Below are 20,101 nucleotides of genomic sequence, written 5' to 3'. Positions count from 1 at the left end.
AACGGAGTGATGAATATGAAAAAAATAATCGCGTTTATTGTAGTAATCGCCCTTTTGGTTATTGCTTTCTTCTATGTATACAGCCGGACCGGCGATGTGTTTCCATCAAGCAACGCAGATCTGATTATTCTGTCTGAGCACGGAAAAAAAGAAATCAAAATTAAAGACAGGCAGAATGTAAAAGATATGCTCGATATCTTGAACCAAGGAAAACAAGTCAAACTGACCAAAAGCGTATCTCCCGATTACGACGGAACGGTCAAATACCATGAAGACCGTTTTGATTCATTCAGCATGTGGCTCGAAGGCGGCAATTATATGCTGTACAAGTATAAAAACACGTATTACAAACTGACCCGGCATGATACGAAGCTTGTGCAAAGCATCATTAAGGAAGAATCGCAGAGCTGACCGGATCAGCATGTAAAAGCGAAGCCCCCGGCTTCGCTTTTCGTCCGTCATTTCGGAAGCATGTCCCGGACCGCCCGCCTCAGCAGCTTCCCGGTCGCGTTCTTCGGAATCTCATCAAGAAAAACCACTTCCGCCGGCCGTTTATATTTTGCCAAATGTGTTTGACAGTAATCAAAAACCGCCTGCTCTGTCAGCTCACCGTCCCCAGGCACTATATAAGCATGCACCGCTTCCCCCGTTTTGGCGTCAGGAACGCCGATGACCACGGCTTCTTTAATGCCCTCATGGCTGTAGAGCACTTCTTCTACTTCGCGCGGATAGACGTTGTATCCGCCGACGAGAATCATATCTTTTTTTCTGTCGACGATATAAAAATAACCGTCTTCGTCGCGCTTCGCCAAATCACCCGTGTACAGCCAGCCGTCTTTCAGCGCGTGCTCCGTCTCCTCGGGCATCTTGTAATAGCCTTTCATCACATTCGGCCCTTTCACGATCAATTCTCCCACTTGATGGTCGGGCAATTCGCGTCCGAGCGTATCGACGACTTTATTTTCGACATGTAAAATATTCGTCCCGATTGAGCCGGGCTTTCTCCCCCGGTCAAACGGATTAAAACAAGTAACCGGAGACGCTTCAGAAAGTCCGTACCCCTCCAGAATGGTGACGTCAAAGGTTTGTTCAAACGTCTGCAACAGAGCGACCGGCATGGAGGCCCCGCCTGAAATGCACAGTCTGACGGACGCAAAATCCTCCGCCTTGCCGTGCTCGTATTGATACAGATAGTTATACATCGTCGGAACGCCGGCAAAAATGGTTGCCTGACGGCTTTTAATCAGTTTAAACACAGAAGCCGGGCTGAATTGCGGCTCGATTAAGACACACGCTCCGCTCATCAGAGGCGCATTCATACAAACGGTTAAACAAAAAACGTGAAACATCGGCAATGCCGCCACAATTTTGTCTTTCTCATTCATTCCTAAGTATCCGGCGACATCATTTGCATTGGAGAAAAGATTCTGATGGGTGAGCATGGCGCCTTTCGGTTTTCCGGTCGTCCCTGAGGTGTATAAAATGACGGCAGTATCATCTTTGGACAATGTCGGATAAGTTCTGCTGCGCTCCGCCGGGCGAAGCATTTTTGTAAACGTTGTCATTTTTAAGCGCAATTGAGGGTCTTCTGTCGATGGAGCGTTCTCTGCTGTCTGGCTGATAATGATATGCTCCAGCAGCGGCAGCGAGCCGTGCAGGCTTTCAAATACGGGAATTAAAAGGTCGATGCCGGCGATCGCTTTGACATCGCCGTTTTTCAGCATGTATGCGATTTCTGAAGGTGTATATGCCGGATTAACAGGTATGACGACAATTCCCGCTTTTAACGCGCCGAAAAACGCAATAACAAAATCAGGCGTATTTCCGAGCAGCAGCGCGAGATGATCCCCTTTTTTCAGTCCCCTGTCCTCCAAGCCGTTTGCAAATGCTTTGATTTTACCTGCCAGCTCCTCATACGTCATGTACTGATCTTGAAACAGACAAGCTGGTTTTTCCGGTTTCTGCGATGCGGTTTCTTCCAATTTGGAAACCAGATTCATTTTCCCACCCCTTTAAAAATTGTAATGAATGAATAGTCATTCATTTATCCGGAATAAACGTTCACTTTTATTATAGAAAAATATAGAAAAACACTCAAGGGCAAAAAGCCCCGAGTGCCGTAAAACCGGAAACTATAATTGTTTCAGCGCTTCACTGACCGGCGTGCCGCCCGCCGTCAGATCGAATGCTTTTTCATACGTATTCGGTTCATCAAGGGATGCGATAACGGTCTTGGCGACATCGTCTCTTGAAATGGAGCCTCTTTCCAAATCGGCCGCGGCTTTGATATTTCCCGTGCCGGGATCATTTAATAACCCGCCCGGCCGGATAATCGTATACGTCAGACCGCTCGCTTCAAGAATTTTATCCGCATAATGCTTTGCGGCGTAATACGGCTTCAGCGCTTCATTCCAATTGCCGCGGTTATGAGCCTGAAGGGCGCTTACCATAATGAACCGCTTGATGCCTGCTATCTTTGCCGCTTCTATCGCTTTCGCGGCTCCGTCAAGATCAATCAAAAGCGTCTTATCGTATCCGGTGCTTCCTCCTGATCCGGCGGTAAACACAATCGCGTCACAGCCTTCAGCGGCTTTCGCGATGTCTTCCGGGCTTCCTTCCAAATCTGCAAGAACGGCTTCTGTTCCCGCGGCTTGAAGCGCTTCTTTCTGCTCTTGTTTCCGGACCATCGCCCGCAGCGTATGCGTGCAATCTTTTTGAAACAGCCCGGTCAGCCGCTGTCCGATCTGTCCGTTTGCTCCGATGAGAAATACCTTCATCATGATCCCTCCCCATTCATTATGGTTCTATCATTTCACAAAAACGGGCGCTGATTCAAATCATGCGTTCGGCAAATGTTCTAATAAATCAGCTCGAGGAAATCTTCCAGCTCTATTTTGCCGAAATACTGTTTCAGATCGATTCCGGCCAGCGCCTCCTTGATAGCGGTTCGGTCATACTGTTTTCCGGTCAGCGCCTGTTCGACTTCACTCACATCTTTCGCACCGAAGAAATCACCGAAAATTTTGCAGTCCTGAATGATTCCTTTTTTCACTTCAAGACGCAGATCAATCGATCCGACCGGATAACGTTTCGAATGCTGAAGATTAAATGCGGGCGACCTTCCGAAATTCCAGTCCCAGTTTTGATAGCGCTCTTCGGAAATCTTCCGGATCGCTTTCCAGTCTTCATCGGTCAGTTTATATTCCGGCACTTCGGAAAGATCATTTGTATTAAAAATATGGTGAAGCAGGTGCTTTTTGAATTCATCCGCCGTCATTTTGTCATCAAGAAACTCGCTGATGTTGGCGACACGGCTTCTGATCGACTTAATGCCTTTTGATTCGATTTTGTCTTTTTTCACTTTCAAGGCTGACACAACATGATCAATGGCGGAATCCAGCATTAATGTTCCGTGGCTGAAAATACGCCCTTTCGTCGAAAATTGAGCGTTGCCGGAAATTTTTCTGCCGTCCGCGACGATGTCATTTCGGCCGCTTAATTCAGCTTCCACACCGAGCTGGCGCAGCGCCTGAATAACGGGTTCGGTGAATTTTTTAAAATTGTGAAAGCTGTCGCCGTCATCCTTAGTGATAAAACTGAAATTCAGATTCCCGAGGTCATGGTAAACCGCGCCGCCTCCTGACAGCCTGCGGACGACGATGATTCCGTTATCTTCTACGTATTTCGTATTGATTTCTTCTATTGTGTTTTGGTTCTTCCCAATGATAATCGACGGCTGATTGACATAAAACAGCAGGTATGTCTGTTCAGGGTCGAGATGCTTCACGCAATATTCCTCGATCGCGAGGTTGATCCTCGGGTCGGTTATGTTTTGGTTGTCGATAAATAACATGGTGCTCCTCCTTTATTTCTCCCACTTTAATCCGGAAGCGGCGATTGTCACTTCGCCCCCGAACACGGATTCCGCTTCTTCTTTCAGCTTCCGGTGCTCGCCGAAATGAGGCAGATGCGTGAGAATCAGCTCCCCCGCTCCGGCCTCCTTCGCGATCCGTCCGGCTTCCAAACTGTTCATATGGCCGGCTGACGTGCCGTCCTGGTCCGCGTAAAAATTGCACTCGCAGATCAGCAGATCGGCATTTTCCGCAAACGGGATAAACGCGTCCTGGTAGCTTGAATCAGCCGTATACACAACAGAAGCTGAACCGTCAGTAATCCGCATCGCATAACAAGTGACCGGATGCACCGTTTTCAGAAAGGTAATGGTGAACGGACCTAGAGAAAGCGGGCGGTCCGGCTGATAGGCCACTCCTTTTGTATGCGTTTTATATGTAAGGCGCTCAAACTGTTCTATATCAGCATCATGCCCGTAAATCGGCAGTGCATGCGTCCCTTTTCCGAGAAAGGAGCCGACCTGTTTGGCAAATTGAAGCGGCCCGATATCAGCGATATGATCATCGTGATAATGGGACAAAATGACGGCATCAAGCTCTTCTGCCGGAACATAGGCAAACAGCTTTGATAATACGGCGCTTCCGCAATCGACGAGCAGAGAATAGCCGCCGGACTGAAACAGATAGCCTGAAGTTGCTTCGTTTGCGGCCGGAAACCCGCCGCAGCATCCAATAACTGTAACTTTCATATAATCCTCCGAATGTTTATGATAAAAAGATCCTTTCCTCCAATATACCTATTTTTCGTACAAATTGCATGTTTTAAACATTGTGCCAAAACAGCCGTTGATTTTCTTAAACTGTTATAATACAATGTAGAGACAAAACAATGAAAGAGGGATGGGTATGTTGGAAAAGATGTCGGATTTTTTCAGAAATTTACCCGGTAAGAAATGCGAAGAATGCGGAAATGAGATTGTTGAGCAGTATGAGTGTCACATTAATCTGTGCAATGACTGCTTGAAAATTAAGGATATGTGACAATAGGGCGCCGCACAATTCTAAGTTGTGCGGCGCCCGTTTTTTCGGCCGTCATCATACTTTCTGAATAGGGCGTTATTCACCATTATTAGCAATTATCTGTACGTTTTAAAAGATTCAGTATATTCAATCTATATTTTTCTATAGACGGATTGTTTTCTTTTCTATTATAATTTGTTCTAATAGCTATCTTTTTAGATACTTATTGCACTTTTTTCTTCGGGAGGTAATCTATGAAAAAATTACGCTTTGGACTAGCGACGCAAATTTTCGTCGGACTCATACTAGGGGTTGTAGTCGGTGTCATCTGGTACGGCAATCCCGCCATTCCAACATATTTACAGCCTATCGGCGATTTGTTTTTACGCTTAATCAAAATGATAGTGATTCCAATTGTCGTCTCCAGCTTAATCATCGGCGTTGCCGGCGCGGGAAGCGGAAAACAAGTCGGAAAATTAGGCTTCAGAACGATTTTGTATTTTGAGATCATTACCACTTTTGCCATTATTCTCGGGCTGGCTTTAGCGAATCTGTTTCAGCCGGGAGCAGGCGTTAATATACATGAAGCTCAAAAGACAGATATCAGTCAATATGTTGAAACAGAAAAAGAACAAAGCGGCAAATCCGTTGCGGACACATTCCTGCATATCGTACCGACAAACTTCTTCCAATCATTAGCCGAAGGAGATCTGCTTGCCATCATCTGCTTTACGGTGCTGTTTGCACTCGGCATCTCGGCAATCGGCGAAAAAGGAAAGCCCGTATTGGCCTTCTTTGAAGGTGTTTCTCATGCGATGTTCCATGTTGTGAACCTCGTCATGAAAGTTGCGCCGTTTGGTGTTTTTGCGTTGATCGGTGTTACCGTTTCCAAATTTGGGCTCAGTTCCCTGCTTTCACTCGGTAAACTGGTCGGTTTAGTATATGTAGCTTTGGCTTTCTTTCTCATTGTTGTATTCGGAATCGTCGGAAAGCTTGCCGGTTTAAACATTTTCAAATTCCTCGCCTATATGAAGGATGAAATTTTATTGGCGTTCAGTACGTCAAGCTCCGAAACCGTACTCCCCCGCATCATGGAGAAGATGGAGAAAATCGGCTGTCCGAAAGGTATTGTTTCCTTTGTTGTGCCGATCGGATATACCTTTAACTTAGACGGATCTGTGCTGTACCAATCAATCGCCGCTTTATTCCTCGCTCAGGTATACCACATTGACTTGACCATTTGGCAGCAGATTACCCTTGTGCTTGTCTTGATGGTCACTTCCAAAGGAATGGCTGCCGTGCCCGGGACTTCTTTCGTCGTCCTGCTTGCGACACTCGGCACAATCGGCGTTCCTGCAGAAGGCCTTGCATTCATCGCCGGTGTTGACCGGATTATGGACATGGCCCGTACGGTCGTCAATCTGACCGGAAACGCGCTGGCATCCGTTGTGATGTCAAAATGGGAAGGCCAGTATGATCCCGTTAAAGGCGCGAAGGTCATGAGCCTCGCCAAAACAGAACAAAACACAACCATCTCAGGTTAAAATGAAAACCCTGCACGGAATGATTTCCGTGCAGGGTTTTTTATGCCATCGGCGATAAAACGTACCGGTGCAAAAGCTTCGCCGTATTAAGAAGCGATAATTCATGTGTGCGTTCAAAAGCGTGTGAAGCATCAATTCCCGGGCCGATCAGCCCGTGGACGATGTCATGGCCCGAACGGATGGCTGCGGAGGCATCAGAACCGTAATACGGATAAATATCAAGCTGATAATCAATGCCATAGCGCTCCGCAAGGCCGGCCAGATGTTTCCTGAGCTGATAATGGTACGGGCCGCTCGCATCCTTCACGCAAATGGAGACGGTATATTCATCCGTAGACTGGCCGTCGCCGATCGCCCCCATATCAACAGCCAAGTATTCGACGGTCTCAGGAGGAATGTTGGAATTGCCTCCGTAGCCGATTTCTTCATTATTAGAAATCAGAAAATGCGTCGTATACGGAAGTTCGATTTTCTCTTCCGTGATGCGGCGGATTAAATTCAAGAGCAGAGCCACGCTCGCTTTGTCATCAAGATGACGGGACTTAATAAAGCCGCTCGGCGTAACCTGCACGCGCGGGTCAAATGAGATGAAATCGCCGACCCTGATACCGAGATCGGACGTCTCTTCCTTCGTCCGGACAGGCTCATCAAGGCGGACTTCCATATTCTCCTGATTCCGCTCTGCCTTGCCGGCGTCCTTGTAGACGTGCACTGAAGTCTGATGCATTAAGATGGTGCCTGTATAGGTTTTGCCGGAAGAAGTTTGGATCTCGCAATATTCCCCTTCAATCGAGTGATATCGGAAGCCGCCGATCAAGTCAATCTTCAGCCGGCCGTCCGCCTTTATCTCCTTTACCATCGCGCCGAGCGTATCAACATGCGCCGTCAGCAATCTGTGTTTCTTGTCATCACGGCCGGGGATTGTGACAAAAAGACCGCCTTTGCGGTTTCTGTAAGAGGAGACGCCCCATTCTTTTAAAAGACTTTCTGTATAGGCGATAACCTCGTATGTATTGCCCGTCGGACTCGGAATCGACACCAATTCTTTAATCAGTTCCATCGTATGTTTCATATTTGCCACAGGTCATTCCTCCTATCAATTTTATTCTTCTTAAAATATACTCTTTTGATCCACAACCCGTCCAATCTTTTCCTTCTCTTTTTTCATAGAATGAAGGGAGCATGAGCATAGGAGGGAAATGTATGATCAGCCGTAAACCGCACAAGCGGAAAAGGTTTCATAATGATTGGTTTGAGGATTGGTTTGAGGATGATTGGTCTGGTGCAGCCTTCTGGGGCTGTAAAAAAGAAAAAGATCACTGTAAAAAGAAAAAAGAAGACCCTTGTAAAAAGAAGAAAGAAAAAAAGAAGAAAGATAAAAAGAAGCATCATCATTCATGCCGCCGCTGCTGCCGTCATTGGTAATCGTTCACACAAGCCCGTTTTACAAATAGATATCTCATGCTCCCCAAACAGCGGATGCTGCTTGGGTTTTTTTATTAAAATTAGTACCAAGTAATAATATCAGGTGTTATAATCTGATATAAAGGAGTGATTTTTTCATGTCAAAATCTAAAATTACAGCAATCGGTACATATGCTCCGGCACGCCGATTAACAAACGCGGATTTGGAGCGCATCGTCGATACATCTGATGAATGGATCGTCCAGCGCACCGGTATGAAGGAAAGACGCATTGCCGGCGAACATGAATTCACATCGGATTTGTGTGTGGAAGCGGTGCAAAACCTTGCAGAACGATACAGCGGAACTCTTGATGATGTCGATATGATCCTTGTCGCCACAACGACGGCGGACTATGCGTTTCCAAGCACCGCGGCACGCGTGCAGGCTTACTTCGGCTGGCCGCACACGGGGGCGCTTGATATTAACGCCACATGCGCCGGACTCACTTACGGCCTTCAGCTCGCAGACGCATTAATTACCGCCGGTTCCCATCAAAAAGTGATTGTCATTGCCGGTGAAACATTATCAAAGGTAACGGATTATACTGACCGGACGACCTGCGTTCTTTTCGGAGACGCTGCAGGCGCCCTATTGGTGGAACGCGATGAATCAGCGCCGGGCTTTTTGGCAGCCGTGCAAGGAACAGCGGGAGGAAGCGCGGACGTGCTGTATCGCACGGGACTGAGCACAGAATTAAACGGCGAGCCGCTTAAAGGCGGAGGAAACATGGTGCAAAACGGGCGCGAAGTATATAAATGGGCGGCCAGAACCGTGCCTGAGGAATGCAATGCCCTTTTAGAAAAAGCCGGCTTTTCAAAAGACGATCTGGATTGGTTCGTTCCTCACAGCGCCAACATGCGGATGATCGAATCCATCTGCGAAAAACTGCCCTTCCCGCTTGAACGGACGTTGACAAGCGTTGAATATTACGGCAACACTTCATCGGTTTCTATTATTCTCGCATTGGATGAAGCTGTGAAAGCAAAAAAACTGTCGGAAGGCCAGACGCTGGTATTATTCGGGTTCGGCGGAGGATTGACGTATACCGGACTGTTGGTAAGATGGGGATTTTAATAGTACGACGATCGAAATCTAAAAAAAGAGGCTCTGAGCATCTGCTCAGAGCCTCTTTTTCTTATGCTGTTATTTCTTCTTCCGTTTTGTGTTCTTTTTTGCTTTGCACCGTAAAATACACGATGGTCAGCGCGATCATGACAACGGCGATGCCCAACAGAATGGATGCCTGCTGCCACATGTAGCCGTAGTCGCCATTTGAAATGACGGCACGGAACCCGTTGATGCTGTAAGTCATCGGCAGTGCCCCGTGAATCACTTGATAGAATCCCGGCAGGAGTTCAAGCGGGAAGGTTCCTCCGCTTGCCCCGAGCTGGAGCACCAGAATGATGACAGCGATAAAGCGTCCCGGATTCCCCATCGTTGTCGCCAATAATTGAATCATGGACAGGAACGCGATGCTGGTAATCATCGTAAAGAGATAGAATCTCCACGTGCTTTCCACATCAAGCCCGATTCCTTTCAAAAGAACCGTGGCGACAATAACGGATTGAATCAGTCCGACAAGCAGAATAACACTGAATTTGCTGAGGAACCATTCAAAACCGTTTCTCGGACGCCCTGAAGCTTCACTCAGAGGGAATACGACCGTCAGCATCAATCCGCCGACATACAAGCCCATAGAGAGAATATAAGGCGTCAGTCCGGTACCATAGTTAGGCACGGAATGAATCGCGTTATCGTCCGTTTTTACCGGATCGGCAAACATGCTGTACGTTTTGTCATCTGTCTTAATGTCCCCGGTTTGATCAGCCGCATCTTTCAGCTGGCTGGACAATTGTCCGGTGCCGTCTAAAAGTTTGCCTAAACCGGTGCCGAGAGACGCTTGACCCTGCTCAATTTTGGACGAGCCGTCATGGATTTTGTTTTGCGCGTCCAGCAGTTTCGTTAAGCCGCCTGACACTTGGCCGCTCCCTGACACTAACGCTTCTGATCCTGATTTGAGCTGTCCGAACTTGCTGTTGTATTCGCCGATGCCGGCCGTCAGTTTGTTTTGGCTTTCAAAAACGGTCTGCGCTCCGCTGTACAATTTATCAGTTCCCGCTGTCAGCTGGTTAATCGCGTCTTGTACCGCCGCTGCGCCGTTATACAGTTTCGATGTGGACTGAGGCAGTGCTTTCAGCTGATCAGCCTTCGCTTTTACATCTTTGAGCGCGCTTTTTATGACTGACATATCCGGAAGCTGAATATCTCCGCCGGACGGAAGCTGGCTGACGATATTGTCTAAATTCGGAAGGTCAGCCTTCGGAAGCTTCTCATTCAGAAGCTGAACAAGTTTCGCTTTTTGCTCATCCGTTAAGAAATCACTGTCCTTAATCACCTTTTTGACCGCATCATCCCGGGCATCCAGGCTGTTTTTCAGATCAGAAAGCTTCTTCTTAAACTGCTGCAGGTCCTTTTCAGTCTGTTCGAGCTGCCCAACCGCGTTTTCAATGTCTGACAGGTTGACTGAATTGATCGCATCTTCAAATGCCGCCGCTTTTTGCGACACTTCCTGCGCCTTGCTGTTTAACGCGCTTAATCCATTCGTTAAATCCGGAAGCTTTTGCTGGAGCTGCTTTTGTGCGTCAAGGCTTGTTTTCAGCCCGCTGGCCACTTGGCCTCCTCCTGAAGCAATCTGTCCTGATTTATCTTGAATTTCGGCGCTTGCGCTTTGAAGTTTTGCGATAGAGCTGTCAAGCGTTTGAATTCCGCTTGTCACTTTCGCCGCGCCGTCTGCAAGCTGCTGTGTTTTATCGCCGATGGTGGCGGTGCTTTCAGTAAGCTTCGCTAAATTTTCCTTCAGCTTGGCGCTGCCGTCTTTCGCGTTTTTCGTGCCGTCGTCTATTTTCTTGGCTCCGCTGCTGGCTTTGCCGAGCCCTTTGGCAATATCTTTAAAGTTATCAAAAATGACTTTTGCGTATTGCTCTGTCACTTCTTTCGACACGGAGGCTTTCAGTTTGTCGATCGCCTTTTCCCCGATTGTCGCGCCGACATAGTTTGATCCGGCATTCGTATGATATTTCAGATCCAGCTTCTTCGGATTTTTATCCATTACCGTGCTGGCGTTTTTAGAAAAATCTTCAGGAATCTCGACCAATAAATAATATTTAGCATTTAATAAGTCCTTTAACGATTGATCAAGATCGCTTGAAAAATGCCAATCAAAATTATCATTTTTCTTTAACTCTTTCACAAGATCGTCACCGATCTGAAGATGTTTCCCTTCGTAGTCCGCCCCTTTATCCTGGTTGACAACGACAACCGGCAGCTGATCCACCGTGCCGTACGGGTCCCAGTACGCCTTCAAAAACACTCCGCTGTAAATCAGCGGAACGAATAATATGGCAATGATGGGGATTAACAGTTTCTTGTTCGTTACAATGTCTTTCCACTGGCTTTTTATTGTATTCAACCCTGTTGCCTCCTTCCGCAAACTGACTCATTTGACAAAACGGTCACGGCACCTAAAAAGTGAAGGATCATCTATTATTTAGATAATCCTTGACCAACATACATTTCCAGCAATTCGGCGATCGTCTCTTTTTCAAGAGGCGGATGGTTTTTTTCCCAGTCAAATATCAGCGCGATGTAGAGCTTGAGCATCACAAAAGCGGTCAGTTCCGGATCACACGGTTTAATGCTTCCGTTTTCAATGGCTGTTTCTATCTTTTCTTTAATGTATGACAGAATGGCCCGCTCCATTTTCGCAATGACATCCTGAACGGCTATTGTACCAATCTCGGCGTTCTCCTGAAAAATTTTAATAGTCAGCTGGTGTGTTTTTCTGAATTCCAAAATCGCGACAAGCGCCCGGTGGACATTTTCGTGAAATGAAAGCTCCGGTTTCATCGCTTCGTCTGCGTGTTCCTTCATTTCTCTTAAAATAGTGGTGAAAATATCATCAAACAGTTCTTCTTTGTTTTTGAAAAACGTGTAGATGGTTCCCTTCCCCACATTTGCAAGCTTTGCCACCAGATCCATTGTCGTTGCTTTGTAGCCGAATTGTGTAAAAGACTTCGTTGCCGCTTCCAGAATGAGCTTTTTCCGATCGACGGACATGTTTCCCACCTCGTTAAATTGACCGTTTGAACGTTTTAGTCATTTTGTACATAAGATAACTTATCACAGTCACAAAGAAGATTCAAATGTTTTCTCTCTTTATTGGTGTTCCCTTTACAGAACGGGAACATGCAAAAAAACCTCCGTTTTACGATAACGGAGGCTGGTACGTTTCAAATAAATAAGCCAGTGAATCGTATACGGCGGCTTTTCCCTGGTCGATACAGTCGGGGATGCCCACCCCTTCGAAAGACGCGCCCGTCGCGTATACGCCCGGATAGGAAGCTTTCAGCGCATCTCTGAACTCTTTGATGCGCTCCTTATGGCCGACATGGTATTGCGGCATGCTTTCGTTCCAGCGGGTCACACAGGTCATTTCCGGTTCGCCATTTATTTTCATTACTTTTTTCAAATCTTCCATTACGATTTTAATGATCTCGTTATCTGAAAGATCTACGATGGATTCATCTCCGGCCTTTCCGACGTACGCCCTGAGAAGCGTTTTGCCCTCCGGCGCCGCGTGCGGCCATTTTTTATTCGTCCATGTGCAGGCCGTGATGGAGAAGTCGCTGTTTCTTGAGATAACGAATCCCGTACCTTCATGCTCCATCTTGACGGCTCCCTCAGGAAAACCTAAGGCGACGTTGGCAACGGACGTAGAATGCATGTCTTTAAGACATGAAACCGCCGGCAGATCAGAAAGCATTTTCGCCGCGGCTTTATGCGGGGCTGTTACTATGCATCCTTCCGCATAGAGCACTTTGCCGTTATCAAGCGTCACGGAATATCCTTTCTCCTCGCGGCCGATATGGGTGACTTTCGTTCCTTTCATCACCTTTGTCAGCGTAAGCTGCTTTTCCAGCTCCTCCACCAACGTTTGAAGCCCTGTCGTCAGCGTTAAAAACTGGCCCTGCTTTTTGGCCGTCAGCTGCTGTCCCGAAGGCTGCGGACGTGATTTTTTCATACCGAGAATCAGGCTTCTGTGCTTCTGCTCAGTCTGATAGAATTGCGGAAACGTGGACATGAGGCTCAGCTTATCAATATCTCCGGCATAAATCCCTGATAATAGCGGTTCTATTAAATTCTCAACGACTTCGTCACCGACGCGTCTGCGGAAAAATTCACCCAGAGACTGATCTTCCTTCGGTTTGCTCGCAGGCAGGACAAAGTCAAGCGCCGCCCGCGCCTTTCCGGGAACAGAAAATAAACCGGTGGAGATGAACGGAGCGATTTTGGTCGGAATGCCCATCACCGCGCCCTTCGGCATCGGATGGAGCGTCTCGTTGACGAGCACGTAAGACTGGCCGGTCGCATTGTTTACGAGCAGATGCTCAAGCCCCAAATCTTTGACGAGCTGCGGCGCGCTTTTTTTCCTTTCCAAAAAAGAATCCGGCCCCCGCTCAATGATGTAGCCGTCTTTATGCGCCGTCTGAATTTTGCCGCCCGCTCTCGGGCCCGCTTCAATCAGAGTGACCTCAAGCGGCAGCTGTTTTTCTTTGATTTCTTTTTCCATGTAGAAGGCGGCGGCTAATCCCGTTATGCCGCCGCCGATGATGACCAGATGTTTTTTATCGCCACTCATTTTTATCGCCTTCTTTACCGTTTAATTCTACTTGTCCAGCTCTTTCAGCACGACCGCTGCAAGCGCGTCGATAAATTCAGGCTGTGCGTTCGGCATGGCCGGACGATAGTAGCTTGCGCCGACTTCTTCGGTCACAGCTTTGCATTCATAATCATTATCGTAAAGCACCTCTAAATGATCGGCAACGAAGCCTGCGGGCACGTATACAAATGCTTTATAAGGATGCTTTTGGTACAGATCGCGCGTGAGATCCTGCACATCCGGCCCGAGCCACGGATCAGGGGTATTCCCTTCGCTTTGCCAGCCGACTGCGTAATCGGTAATTCCGGCGCCTTCGGCAATCAGTTTTGCGGATTCCTCCAGCTGGTCAGGATACGGATCGCCGTATTCTTTTATTTTTTCAGGAAGGCTGTGCGCTGAGACGATCAGCATCGCGTCATCCCGTTCTTCTTTCGGCATTGATTCATACGTTTTCTTCACCTGGCTGACCCAATAATCAACGAATTTCGGTTCATCATACCAGCTTTCAACAGACTTGATGGTCAAGCCGCCGAGCTTCTCCGCTTCTTCTTTCGCGCGTTTGTTGTATGACTGGACGCTGAATGTTGAAAAATGAGGGGCGAGCACAAGGCTGACAGCTTCTGTAATGCCGTCTTTATGCATGTCCGCCACCGCGTCTTCAATAAACGGTTCAATATGTTTTAATCCGATGTACACTTTGAATGTTACGTCATCCTGGATTTCATTTAAACGCTGTGCGAGCTTCTCCGCCTGCTCCTGCGTAATTTTTGCAAGCGGCGAAATGCCTCCGATCGCTTCATATCTGTCTTTTAAATCTTGAAGCATATGAGGCTCCGGCTTTCTTCCGCGTCTGATATGCGTATAATAACGTTCTATGTCCTCTTCTTTGTAAGGCGTTCCGTAAGCCATGACAAGAAGTCCCATTTTCTTTTTGCTGCTCATTTTGTTAAACACCTCTTTTGATGGTCTGTCCACCTTGATTTTGACAGGAAAATCTTCTTATAACCAACGATCTGCTCAGGAAGATCGTTCCGTTTTTTTGGCCGCGGAGTATTCATGTACAAACGCCGTCAGCTTTTTCAGCGTTGCCGGATTGACATCAGGGAATACACCGTGCCCTAAATTGAAAATAAACCCGTCCGTTTTCATGCCTTGATCAAGTATCGCTTTCGCTTTTTTCTCGATGACTTCCCAAGGCGCAAGAAGAAGCGACGGATCAAGATTGCCCTGAACCGTTTTTGTAATGCCTTGTTTTCTGGCGTCATCTATGCCGAGTCTCCAATCAAGACCGACGACATCAAGAGGAAGGTCATGCCAATCCCCGGCCAGATGGCTTGCGCCTACGCCGAACATGATCAGCGGAACTTGTTCTGCTGAAAGCTCCCGGAATATTCTGTCCATCACCGGTTTTATAAACTGCCGGTAATCTTCGCGGTTCAGCGCGCCGACCCATGAATCAAAAATCTGAATGGCTTTTGCGCCGGCGTTAATCTGCGCTTTCGCATAAACGATAATCATGTCCGCGAGCTTGTCCATCAGCATTTGCCACGCTTGCGGCATACTGTGCATAAACGCTTTTGTTTTGTTGTAATTTTTAGAAGGCCCGCCTTCAATCATATAACTGGCCAGCGTAAAAGGCGCTCCCGAAAAACCGATGAGCGGAACATTCAGCTGTTCGTTTACGAGTAATCGGATCGTTTCCAGCACGTAAGGAACATCCTGTTCGGGATTCAGTTCGCCGAGCTTTTCAATATCCGCAGCAGAGCGCACCGGCTGATCGATCACCGGGCCGATTCCGTTTTTTATTTCAACATCCACTCCGATATAAGGAAGCGGCGTCATAATGTCTTTATATAAAATGGCAGCGTCCACTCCGTACTGCTCGACCGGAAGCCTCGTCACATACGCGCACAGCTCGGGCTGATGCGTAATTTCGACTAAGCCGTACTTTTCCTTCAGCTTGCGGTATTCCGGCTGAGACCTCCCCGCCTGTCTCATGTACCAGACAGGGACGTGATTTGTTTTTTCTCCCCGTGCCGCTTTTAAAAACGTATCATTAAACGCTTCTCGTTTACTCATCTGAATTTCCACCTTTCCTCCTGCAACCATACGTTCGTGTTCTTCGCCCATTACACTATACCTTGTTTTTTCAAAAGCGTATAGAATTGAGGCTCAATGTTCAAAAAATCGCCGAATTCATGATTAAGAAGAAAAAAGCTTCGGCTGAACGTATTCCGTTCCCTCTCCTTCTTGATCCGTCTGTGAATTATATGGAACGACTTTGTATGAAGCCCCTGAAAACAGATTGGCGTACGGTATGTCAAAGCTGCCTTTTCCTTTCACCGAATCCAGAAGTTTGTCTTTTCCGTCTTTCTTCTCATATATTCGGTAAACAACCCGATCATCCTTTTGAATATCCCATTTTAATTGAACCGTAATCAGTCCCATCGCCTTAAATGTATAACGGGCCGACAGGGACTTTACCGCCTCCAGCTCAATCGGGCTGCCCAGTTCCTTCACATTTTCAGGCTTTTTGAATGTCCGGCCGTTTTCCCCCGCTTTTGTGACGATATCTTTAAAGAGTCTGACCGGGTATTGGCTTCCGCCTTTCAGGTAATGGGTTTTATCCGTTTTGTCATAGCCCATCCAGACGGCTCCCGTCAGTCCGGGAGTGTATCCCGCAAACCAGGCGTCCTTTGTCGCGCCGGGGACGCCGGGAAATGTGGTCGTGCCGGTTTTCCCCGCCAGGTCACCTTGATAGCTGCCTTGTGAAGCGGTTCCTTCTTTCACGACCTGCTGAAGCATTCTCGTCATATTCCATGCCGTCTGTCCGCTGAAGACGCGCGTTTTGCCGTTTTTAGGCCCGGATAACGTTTCTCCGTCTTCGTCCGTGATGTTCTCTATAAAAAATGGCTTCGTATACATTCCGTTTGCCGCAAAGGTATGATAAGCTCCGGCAAGCTGAAGCGGGGTGACGCCTTCTGACAGACCGCCAAGCGCAATCGCGAGTCCGTTGTCAGAAATGTTCATGCCGTTTTTCTCAAGATACGATTTTCCCGTATCTACGCCGATCTGCTTCAATGTCCAGACAGCGGGCGCATTTATGCTGTAAGTGATCGCATCCTGCATCGTCACTTCCCCCTTGTACTGTCCGTCATAATTTTTCGGTTCATACCCGTCGTAGGACGTCAGTTTGTCTTGGAGAAGCGAATACGGTTTGAACTTGTCTTCCTGCATGGCGGGCCCGTATACGGCAATCGGCTTAAACGTTGAGCCCGGCTGCCGCTTCGCCGTAACCCTGTTGTATCCTTTTGTCACGTAGTCGCGTCCGCCGACTGCCGCGCGCACGCCTCCGGTTTTATTATCAATAAAGACGGCGCTTCCCTCTGCCGCCTGATCCGTCCCCGGAAAATAGCCGCTTTCCTTCATGAGGGTGTATGCCGTTTTCTGCAGCTTGGAATCAAGTGACGTCCGGATCGTATAACCGCCTTGAAGCAGCTGTTCACCTGACATCGAATAACGGTCTTCCGCCTCCTTGATGACAAGATCAATATAACTGTCAAACCAAGGCGTTTCTGATGTTTTCTTGACATTAAGCCCCAATGTCCGGCCCTGGGCTCTGACGGCTTCCTTGGCGCTGATATAGCCTTGGTCGTTCATCATTGCAAGAATCGTATCGCGGCGTTCTTTATTTTTATCCGGATGCTGAATCGGCGAATAAAGAGATGGCGCCTTCGGAATCGCTGCCAGAACGGCTCCTTCCGCAACGGTTAAATCTTTTACTTCTTTATTAAAGTAGTAGTGGGACGCGGCTTGAATGCCGTAAACGCCATGGCCGAAATAAAGCTGGTTCAGGTACATTTCAAGCAGCTTGTCCTTGCTGTAATCACGCTCAAGATTGATGGCGATAATGACTTCCTTCGTCTTGCGCAAAAATGTTTTATCATGAGTCAGAAAAATGTTTTTCGCCAGCTGCTGGGTGATCGTGCTTCCGCCCTCCACCTTGCCGCCTGCTAAAACATCCCGGAACACCGCCCGGCCGACAGACTTCACATCAATGCCGTGATGTTCGTAAAACCGTTTATCTTCAACGGCGATAAAGGCATCTCTCACATCTTCCGGAACCTGCTGAATGGATACCGGCTCGCGATTTTCCGTATAGAGGCTCGCGATTTCATCACCGTTTTGATCGACGATTTTTGAAGATGCGTGCAGTATTAATTTCTTTTCATCGATGACATAATGGCCGAGAAATATAATGATAATGTATCCGATTAACGCGAGAAAAGCGGTTGCCGCCGCAATTACAGCCGGAATAAAGAATCTTTTTTTCTTTTTCAGCATAAGTCACCTCGCCTTTCTTAACTTGTAGTATGGGAAATATTGTTTCGAATTATGTCAGAATGAGTCGCCAATAGAAACTTATACCACTCTTTTGATATACTAGCAAGCAGGAGGTGGCTGATATGAAGGTTTATATTACATACGGGACAGCCGATTTTTTAAAGACGATTGCAAAGAAACACCCGAGTGAGAATATGGTGCTGATGCAAGGGGAGGATAATGCGGTTTTAATTCATGAAACAAATGGAGAAACCGTTTTTCAGGCGCCCCATTCCTATGAAAGCATCGACAGCGTCGGGGAAATCAAAAATCCGGGCTACGCCGTCCTCAACAACATCGCCGTTACCCAGGAAGGCCGTCCGCTGTTTGAAAACCGGTTTAAAAACCGCGCCGGCAAAGTGGAAAATGAACCCGGTTTTGAAGCCATCCGCGTATTAAGACCGCTTGAAGGCGATACGTATGTCATTTTGACCCTGTGGGAAGAGGAAAAAGCCTTTCAGGGCTGGCAGCAGTCAAACTCTTATCAGGAAGCTCATAAAAAACGCGGAACATCTGCCGGCATCGACACAACGTCTATTTTCTCCCGCCCGTCTTATGTAACCGCTTATTACGCAATAGACTGAAAACCGCCGGAGATTCTCCGGCTTTTTTGATGTCCCGATTTTACGCATCCTTCTTTGCACCTTCCGCCCGCCTATGAATAATCTGTAGCAATCCTATTTATAAACGGAGTGGTTCAATTGGGGATCGGCGTCTACTCGGTACATCTGCTTTATGTTGCTTTTATCGCTGCCATTATCGTTTTTATGCTCCTCAGGAAAGATACAACCTTTATTTCACTCGCCGGCATTTTTGTGATTGCGCTATGGACGACGCATTCATTCTCCGCTTCGGTCAGCAGTCTGTTTCACAGCTTCACGTATGCAGCCGGAGAATTGCTGCCGACGATTTTTATCATTTGTTTTATCGTGGCGATGAGCGGCCTCTTGACCGAAACCGGTATTAATGAAGCGATGATTTCTCCGTTTGCAAAGGTGATGAAAGGGCCGGCTGTCGCGTATTGGGTTATCGGCTGCCTGATGTTTGCCATCTCTCTTTTTTTCTGGCCGTCACCAGGGGTGGCGCTGATCGGCGCTGTGCTGCTTCCCGCAGCGATCCGAGCGGGCCTTTCTCCGATCGCCGCGGCTATGGCGATGAACCTGTTCGGCCACGGATTCGCTTTATCGGGGGATTATGTCATTCAGGCGGCCCCGAAATTAACGGCCGATGCCGCGGGCATTCCCGTGAGCGATGTCATGCAGGCAAGTATTCCGCTCGTTTTGATTATGGGGTTTACGACGACAATCACCGCTTTCTTCCTCATCATGCGGGATCGAAAAAAAACGAAGGCCCCCCTCTCCTTGGACAGCTCCGGTTCTTTGGACACAAGTATGTATCTGCCGAAAAAACTCAGGGTGATCCTGGCGGTTTTCATTCCGCTTGTTTTTCTCGCCGATATTATCTGCATGATCGTATACCGCCTGCAAGGAAACGATGCGACGGCACTCGTCGGAGGAACCGCGATCGGCATTCTCCTGATCATTCATTTCATTGTATATAAAGAGCGGCATTTAGAAAAGATCACCGAGTATTTTATCGGCGGTTTTCAATTCGGCTTTAAAGTATTCGGCCCCGTCATTCCGATCGCGGCCTTCTTTTATCTCGGTGACGCGGGGTTTAAAAGTATTTTGAACACCCCGCTTCCGAAAGGATCTGCGGGGATCGTCAATGACCTCGGATTGGCCCTGTCCCATTCTTTTCCGATGTCCGGAGAATTCGCCGGCATCGCCCTGGCCGCAGTCGGTGCGATTACCGGGCTCGACGGGTCAGGGTTTTCCGGTATATCTCTTGCAGGCTCGATGGCAAAGCTGTTTTCCGCCGCGCTTCATACGGACCCGGCCGTTTTAACGGCGCTGGGCCAGATTTCAGCGATCTGGGTCGGGGGCGGAACATTGGTCCCTTGGGCACTGATCCCCGCTGCGGCTATTTGTAAAGTTGATCCGTTTGAGCTTGCCAGGAAAAACTTTATCCCGGTTGCGGCCGGGCTAGTCGTCACAACGATCGCCGCCATCATCATTCTCCCGTAGCAAAAGGATTGAAATCTTCTGACATTTTCTA

Annotated in this window: 18 protein-coding genes; 7 read left to right on the top strand and 11 right to left on the bottom strand. The window is 47.9% G+C overall.

All coding sequences use genetic code 11. The annotated features are described in order from the left end of the window. The first annotated feature begins 15 nt into the window (after positions 1-15). A complete protein-coding gene (locus NYE42_RS05215) occupies positions 16-411 on the top strand; it encodes a hypothetical protein (RefSeq protein ID WP_012117225.1) in 396 nt (131 codons plus the stop codon). 47 nt (positions 412-458) lie between these two features. Here the strand turns inward: NYE42_RS05215 and NYE42_RS05210 are convergent, their stop codons facing one another. The 4 genes from NYE42_RS05210 to NYE42_RS05195 form a co-directional block, all read right to left on the bottom strand. Next, the gene (locus tag NYE42_RS05210; protein WP_039252108.1) at positions 459-2,000 is read right to left on the bottom strand and encodes a fatty acid--CoA ligase family protein; all 1,542 of its coding nucleotides are present in this window, start codon (positions 1,998-2,000) and stop codon (positions 459-461) included. A 132-nt stretch (positions 2,001-2,132) separates the two neighbouring features. Continuing rightward, complete coding sequence (locus tag NYE42_RS05205) at positions 2,133-2,777, bottom strand: SDR family oxidoreductase (protein ID WP_039252110.1); 645 nt, start codon at positions 2,775-2,777, stop codon at positions 2,133-2,135. A gap of 80 nt (positions 2,778-2,857) precedes the next feature. Beyond that, positions 2,858-3,853, bottom strand: coding sequence for a lipoate--protein ligase LplJ (gene lplJ / locus NYE42_RS05200; RefSeq protein WP_007409204.1), 996 nt, complete (start codon positions 3,851-3,853; stop codon positions 2,858-2,860). Between the two features lie 12 nt (positions 3,854-3,865). Then, a complete protein-coding gene (locus NYE42_RS05195) occupies positions 3,866-4,600 on the bottom strand; it encodes an MBL fold metallo-hydrolase (RefSeq protein ID WP_039252112.1) in 735 nt (244 codons plus the stop codon). A 157-nt stretch (positions 4,601-4,757) separates the two neighbouring features. On the opposite strand from NYE42_RS05195, the gene yhfH reads away from it, so the two are divergent. Continuing rightward, positions 4,758-4,892, top strand: coding sequence for a protein YhfH (gene yhfH / locus NYE42_RS05190; protein ID WP_003155209.1), 135 nt, complete (start codon positions 4,758-4,760; stop codon positions 4,890-4,892). Between the two features lie 233 nt (positions 4,893-5,125). Continuing rightward, positions 5,126-6,415 (top strand): cation:dicarboxylase symporter family transporter, encoded by a 1,290-nt coding sequence (locus NYE42_RS05185; protein WP_007610442.1) that lies wholly within the window; start codon positions 5,126-5,128, stop codon positions 6,413-6,415. A gap of 40 nt (positions 6,416-6,455) precedes the next feature. Here NYE42_RS05185 and NYE42_RS05180 read toward each other — a convergent pair whose 3' ends face one another. Next, entirely contained in the window at positions 6,456-7,496 is a 1,041-nt protein-coding gene (locus NYE42_RS05180; RefSeq protein WP_144464078.1) for a M42 family metallopeptidase, read from the bottom strand. Between the two features lie 122 nt (positions 7,497-7,618). Here NYE42_RS05180 and NYE42_RS05175 point away from each other — a divergent pair, with 122 nt between their 5' ends. Beyond that, the gene (locus NYE42_RS05175) at positions 7,619-7,840 is read left to right on the top strand and encodes a hypothetical protein (RefSeq protein WP_007409207.1); all 222 of its coding nucleotides are present in this window, start codon (positions 7,619-7,621) and stop codon (positions 7,838-7,840) included. Between the two features lie 137 nt (positions 7,841-7,977). Further along, the gene (gene fabHB / locus NYE42_RS05170) at positions 7,978-8,955 is read left to right on the top strand and encodes a beta-ketoacyl-ACP synthase III FabHB (protein ID WP_352426809.1); all 978 of its coding nucleotides are present in this window, start codon (positions 7,978-7,980) and stop codon (positions 8,953-8,955) included. A 61-nt stretch (positions 8,956-9,016) separates the two neighbouring features. Here fabHB and NYE42_RS05165 read toward each other — a convergent pair whose 3' ends face one another. The 6 genes from NYE42_RS05165 to NYE42_RS05140 all read right to left on the bottom strand — a co-directional run bounded on the left by NYE42_RS05165 (position 9,017) and on the right by NYE42_RS05140 (position 17,944). After that, the gene (locus NYE42_RS05165; RefSeq protein WP_144664060.1) at positions 9,017-11,350 is read right to left on the bottom strand and encodes a YhgE/Pip domain-containing protein; all 2,334 of its coding nucleotides are present in this window, start codon (positions 11,348-11,350) and stop codon (positions 9,017-9,019) included. Positions 11,351-11,424: 74 nt separating this feature from the next. Then, positions 11,425-11,997 carry a TetR/AcrR family transcriptional regulator gene (locus NYE42_RS05160; RefSeq protein WP_003155219.1) on the bottom strand — a complete coding sequence of 191 codons (573 nt, stop codon included), beginning with the start codon at positions 11,995-11,997 and terminating at the stop codon, positions 11,425-11,427. 148 nt (positions 11,998-12,145) lie between these two features. After that, the gene (hemY, locus tag NYE42_RS05155; protein ID WP_003155220.1) at positions 12,146-13,579 is read right to left on the bottom strand and encodes a protoporphyrinogen oxidase; all 1,434 of its coding nucleotides are present in this window, start codon (positions 13,577-13,579) and stop codon (positions 12,146-12,148) included. A 27-nt stretch (positions 13,580-13,606) separates the two neighbouring features. Next, entirely contained in the window at positions 13,607-14,542 is a 936-nt protein-coding gene (hemH, locus tag NYE42_RS05150; RefSeq protein WP_007409212.1) for a ferrochelatase, read from the bottom strand. A gap of 75 nt (positions 14,543-14,617) precedes the next feature. Further along, on the bottom strand, positions 14,618-15,679 hold the full coding sequence (hemE, locus tag NYE42_RS05145) for a uroporphyrinogen decarboxylase (RefSeq protein WP_042635706.1): 1,062 nt from the start codon (positions 15,677-15,679) through the stop codon (positions 14,618-14,620). A 123-nt stretch (positions 15,680-15,802) separates the two neighbouring features. Then, positions 15,803-17,944, bottom strand: coding sequence for a PBP1A family penicillin-binding protein (locus NYE42_RS05140; RefSeq protein ID WP_039062815.1), 2,142 nt, complete (start codon positions 17,942-17,944; stop codon positions 15,803-15,805). Positions 17,945-18,066: 122 nt separating this feature from the next. Here NYE42_RS05140 and hmoB point away from each other — a divergent pair, with 122 nt between their 5' ends. Further along, positions 18,067-18,567, top strand: coding sequence for a heme-degrading oxygenase HmoB (hmoB, locus tag NYE42_RS05135; protein WP_032871115.1), 501 nt, complete (start codon positions 18,067-18,069; stop codon positions 18,565-18,567). A gap of 117 nt (positions 18,568-18,684) precedes the next feature. Then, the gene (locus NYE42_RS05130) at positions 18,685-20,070 is read left to right on the top strand and encodes a hypothetical protein (RefSeq protein ID WP_352426808.1); all 1,386 of its coding nucleotides are present in this window, start codon (positions 18,685-18,687) and stop codon (positions 20,068-20,070) included. The last annotated feature ends 31 nt before the right edge of the window (positions 20,071-20,101 follow it).

The sequence above is a fragment of the Bacillus sp. FSL K6-2865 genome (genome assembly GCF_040311405.1).
GTDB classification, from domain to species: domain Bacteria; phylum Bacillota; class Bacilli; order Bacillales; family Bacillaceae; genus Bacillus; species Bacillus velezensis.
Note: the sequence above shows the minus strand (reverse complement) of the source record. Positions and strands in the feature narration are given on the sequence as shown.

Excerpts from the sequence above, each read along its gene's own strand:
- NYE42_RS05215 (WP_012117225.1), top strand. The coding sequence starts at position 16 with ATGAAAAAAATAATCGCGTTTATTGTAGTAATCGCCCTTTTGGTTATT.
- NYE42_RS05210 (WP_039252108.1), bottom strand. The coding sequence starts at position 2,000 with ATGAATCTGGTTTCCAAATTGGAAGAAACCGCATCGCAGAAACCGGAA.
- NYE42_RS05205 (WP_039252110.1), bottom strand. The coding sequence starts at position 2,777 with ATGAAGGTATTTCTCATCGGAGCAAACGGACAGATCGGACAGCGGCTG.
- lplJ (WP_007409204.1), bottom strand. The coding sequence starts at position 3,853 with ATGTTATTTATCGACAACCAAAACATAACCGACCCGAGGATCAACCTC.
- NYE42_RS05195 (WP_039252112.1), bottom strand. The coding sequence starts at position 4,600 with ATGAAAGTTACAGTTATTGGATGCTGCGGCGGGTTTCCGGCCGCAAAC.
- yhfH (WP_003155209.1), top strand. The coding sequence starts at position 4,758 with ATGTTGGAAAAGATGTCGGATTTTTTCAGAAATTTACCCGGTAAGAAA.
- NYE42_RS05185 (WP_007610442.1), top strand. The coding sequence starts at position 5,126 with ATGAAAAAATTACGCTTTGGACTAGCGACGCAAATTTTCGTCGGACTC.
- NYE42_RS05175 (WP_007409207.1), top strand. The coding sequence starts at position 7,619 with ATGATCAGCCGTAAACCGCACAAGCGGAAAAGGTTTCATAATGATTGG.
- fabHB (WP_352426809.1), top strand. The coding sequence starts at position 7,978 with ATGTCAAAATCTAAAATTACAGCAATCGGTACATATGCTCCGGCACGC.
- NYE42_RS05160 (WP_003155219.1), bottom strand. The coding sequence starts at position 11,997 with ATGTCCGTCGATCGGAAAAAGCTCATTCTGGAAGCGGCAACGAAGTCT.
- hemY (WP_003155220.1), bottom strand. The coding sequence starts at position 13,579 with ATGAGTGGCGATAAAAAACATCTGGTCATCATCGGCGGCGGCATAACG.
- hemH (WP_007409212.1), bottom strand. The coding sequence starts at position 14,542 with ATGAGCAGCAAAAAGAAAATGGGACTTCTTGTCATGGCTTACGGAACG.
- hemE (WP_042635706.1), bottom strand. The coding sequence starts at position 15,679 with ATGAGTAAACGAGAAGCGTTTAATGATACGTTTTTAAAAGCGGCACGG.
- NYE42_RS05140 (WP_039062815.1), bottom strand. The coding sequence starts at position 17,944 with ATGCTGAAAAAGAAAAAAAGATTCTTTATTCCGGCTGTAATTGCGGCG.
- hmoB (WP_032871115.1), top strand. The coding sequence starts at position 18,067 with ATGAAGGTTTATATTACATACGGGACAGCCGATTTTTTAAAGACGATT.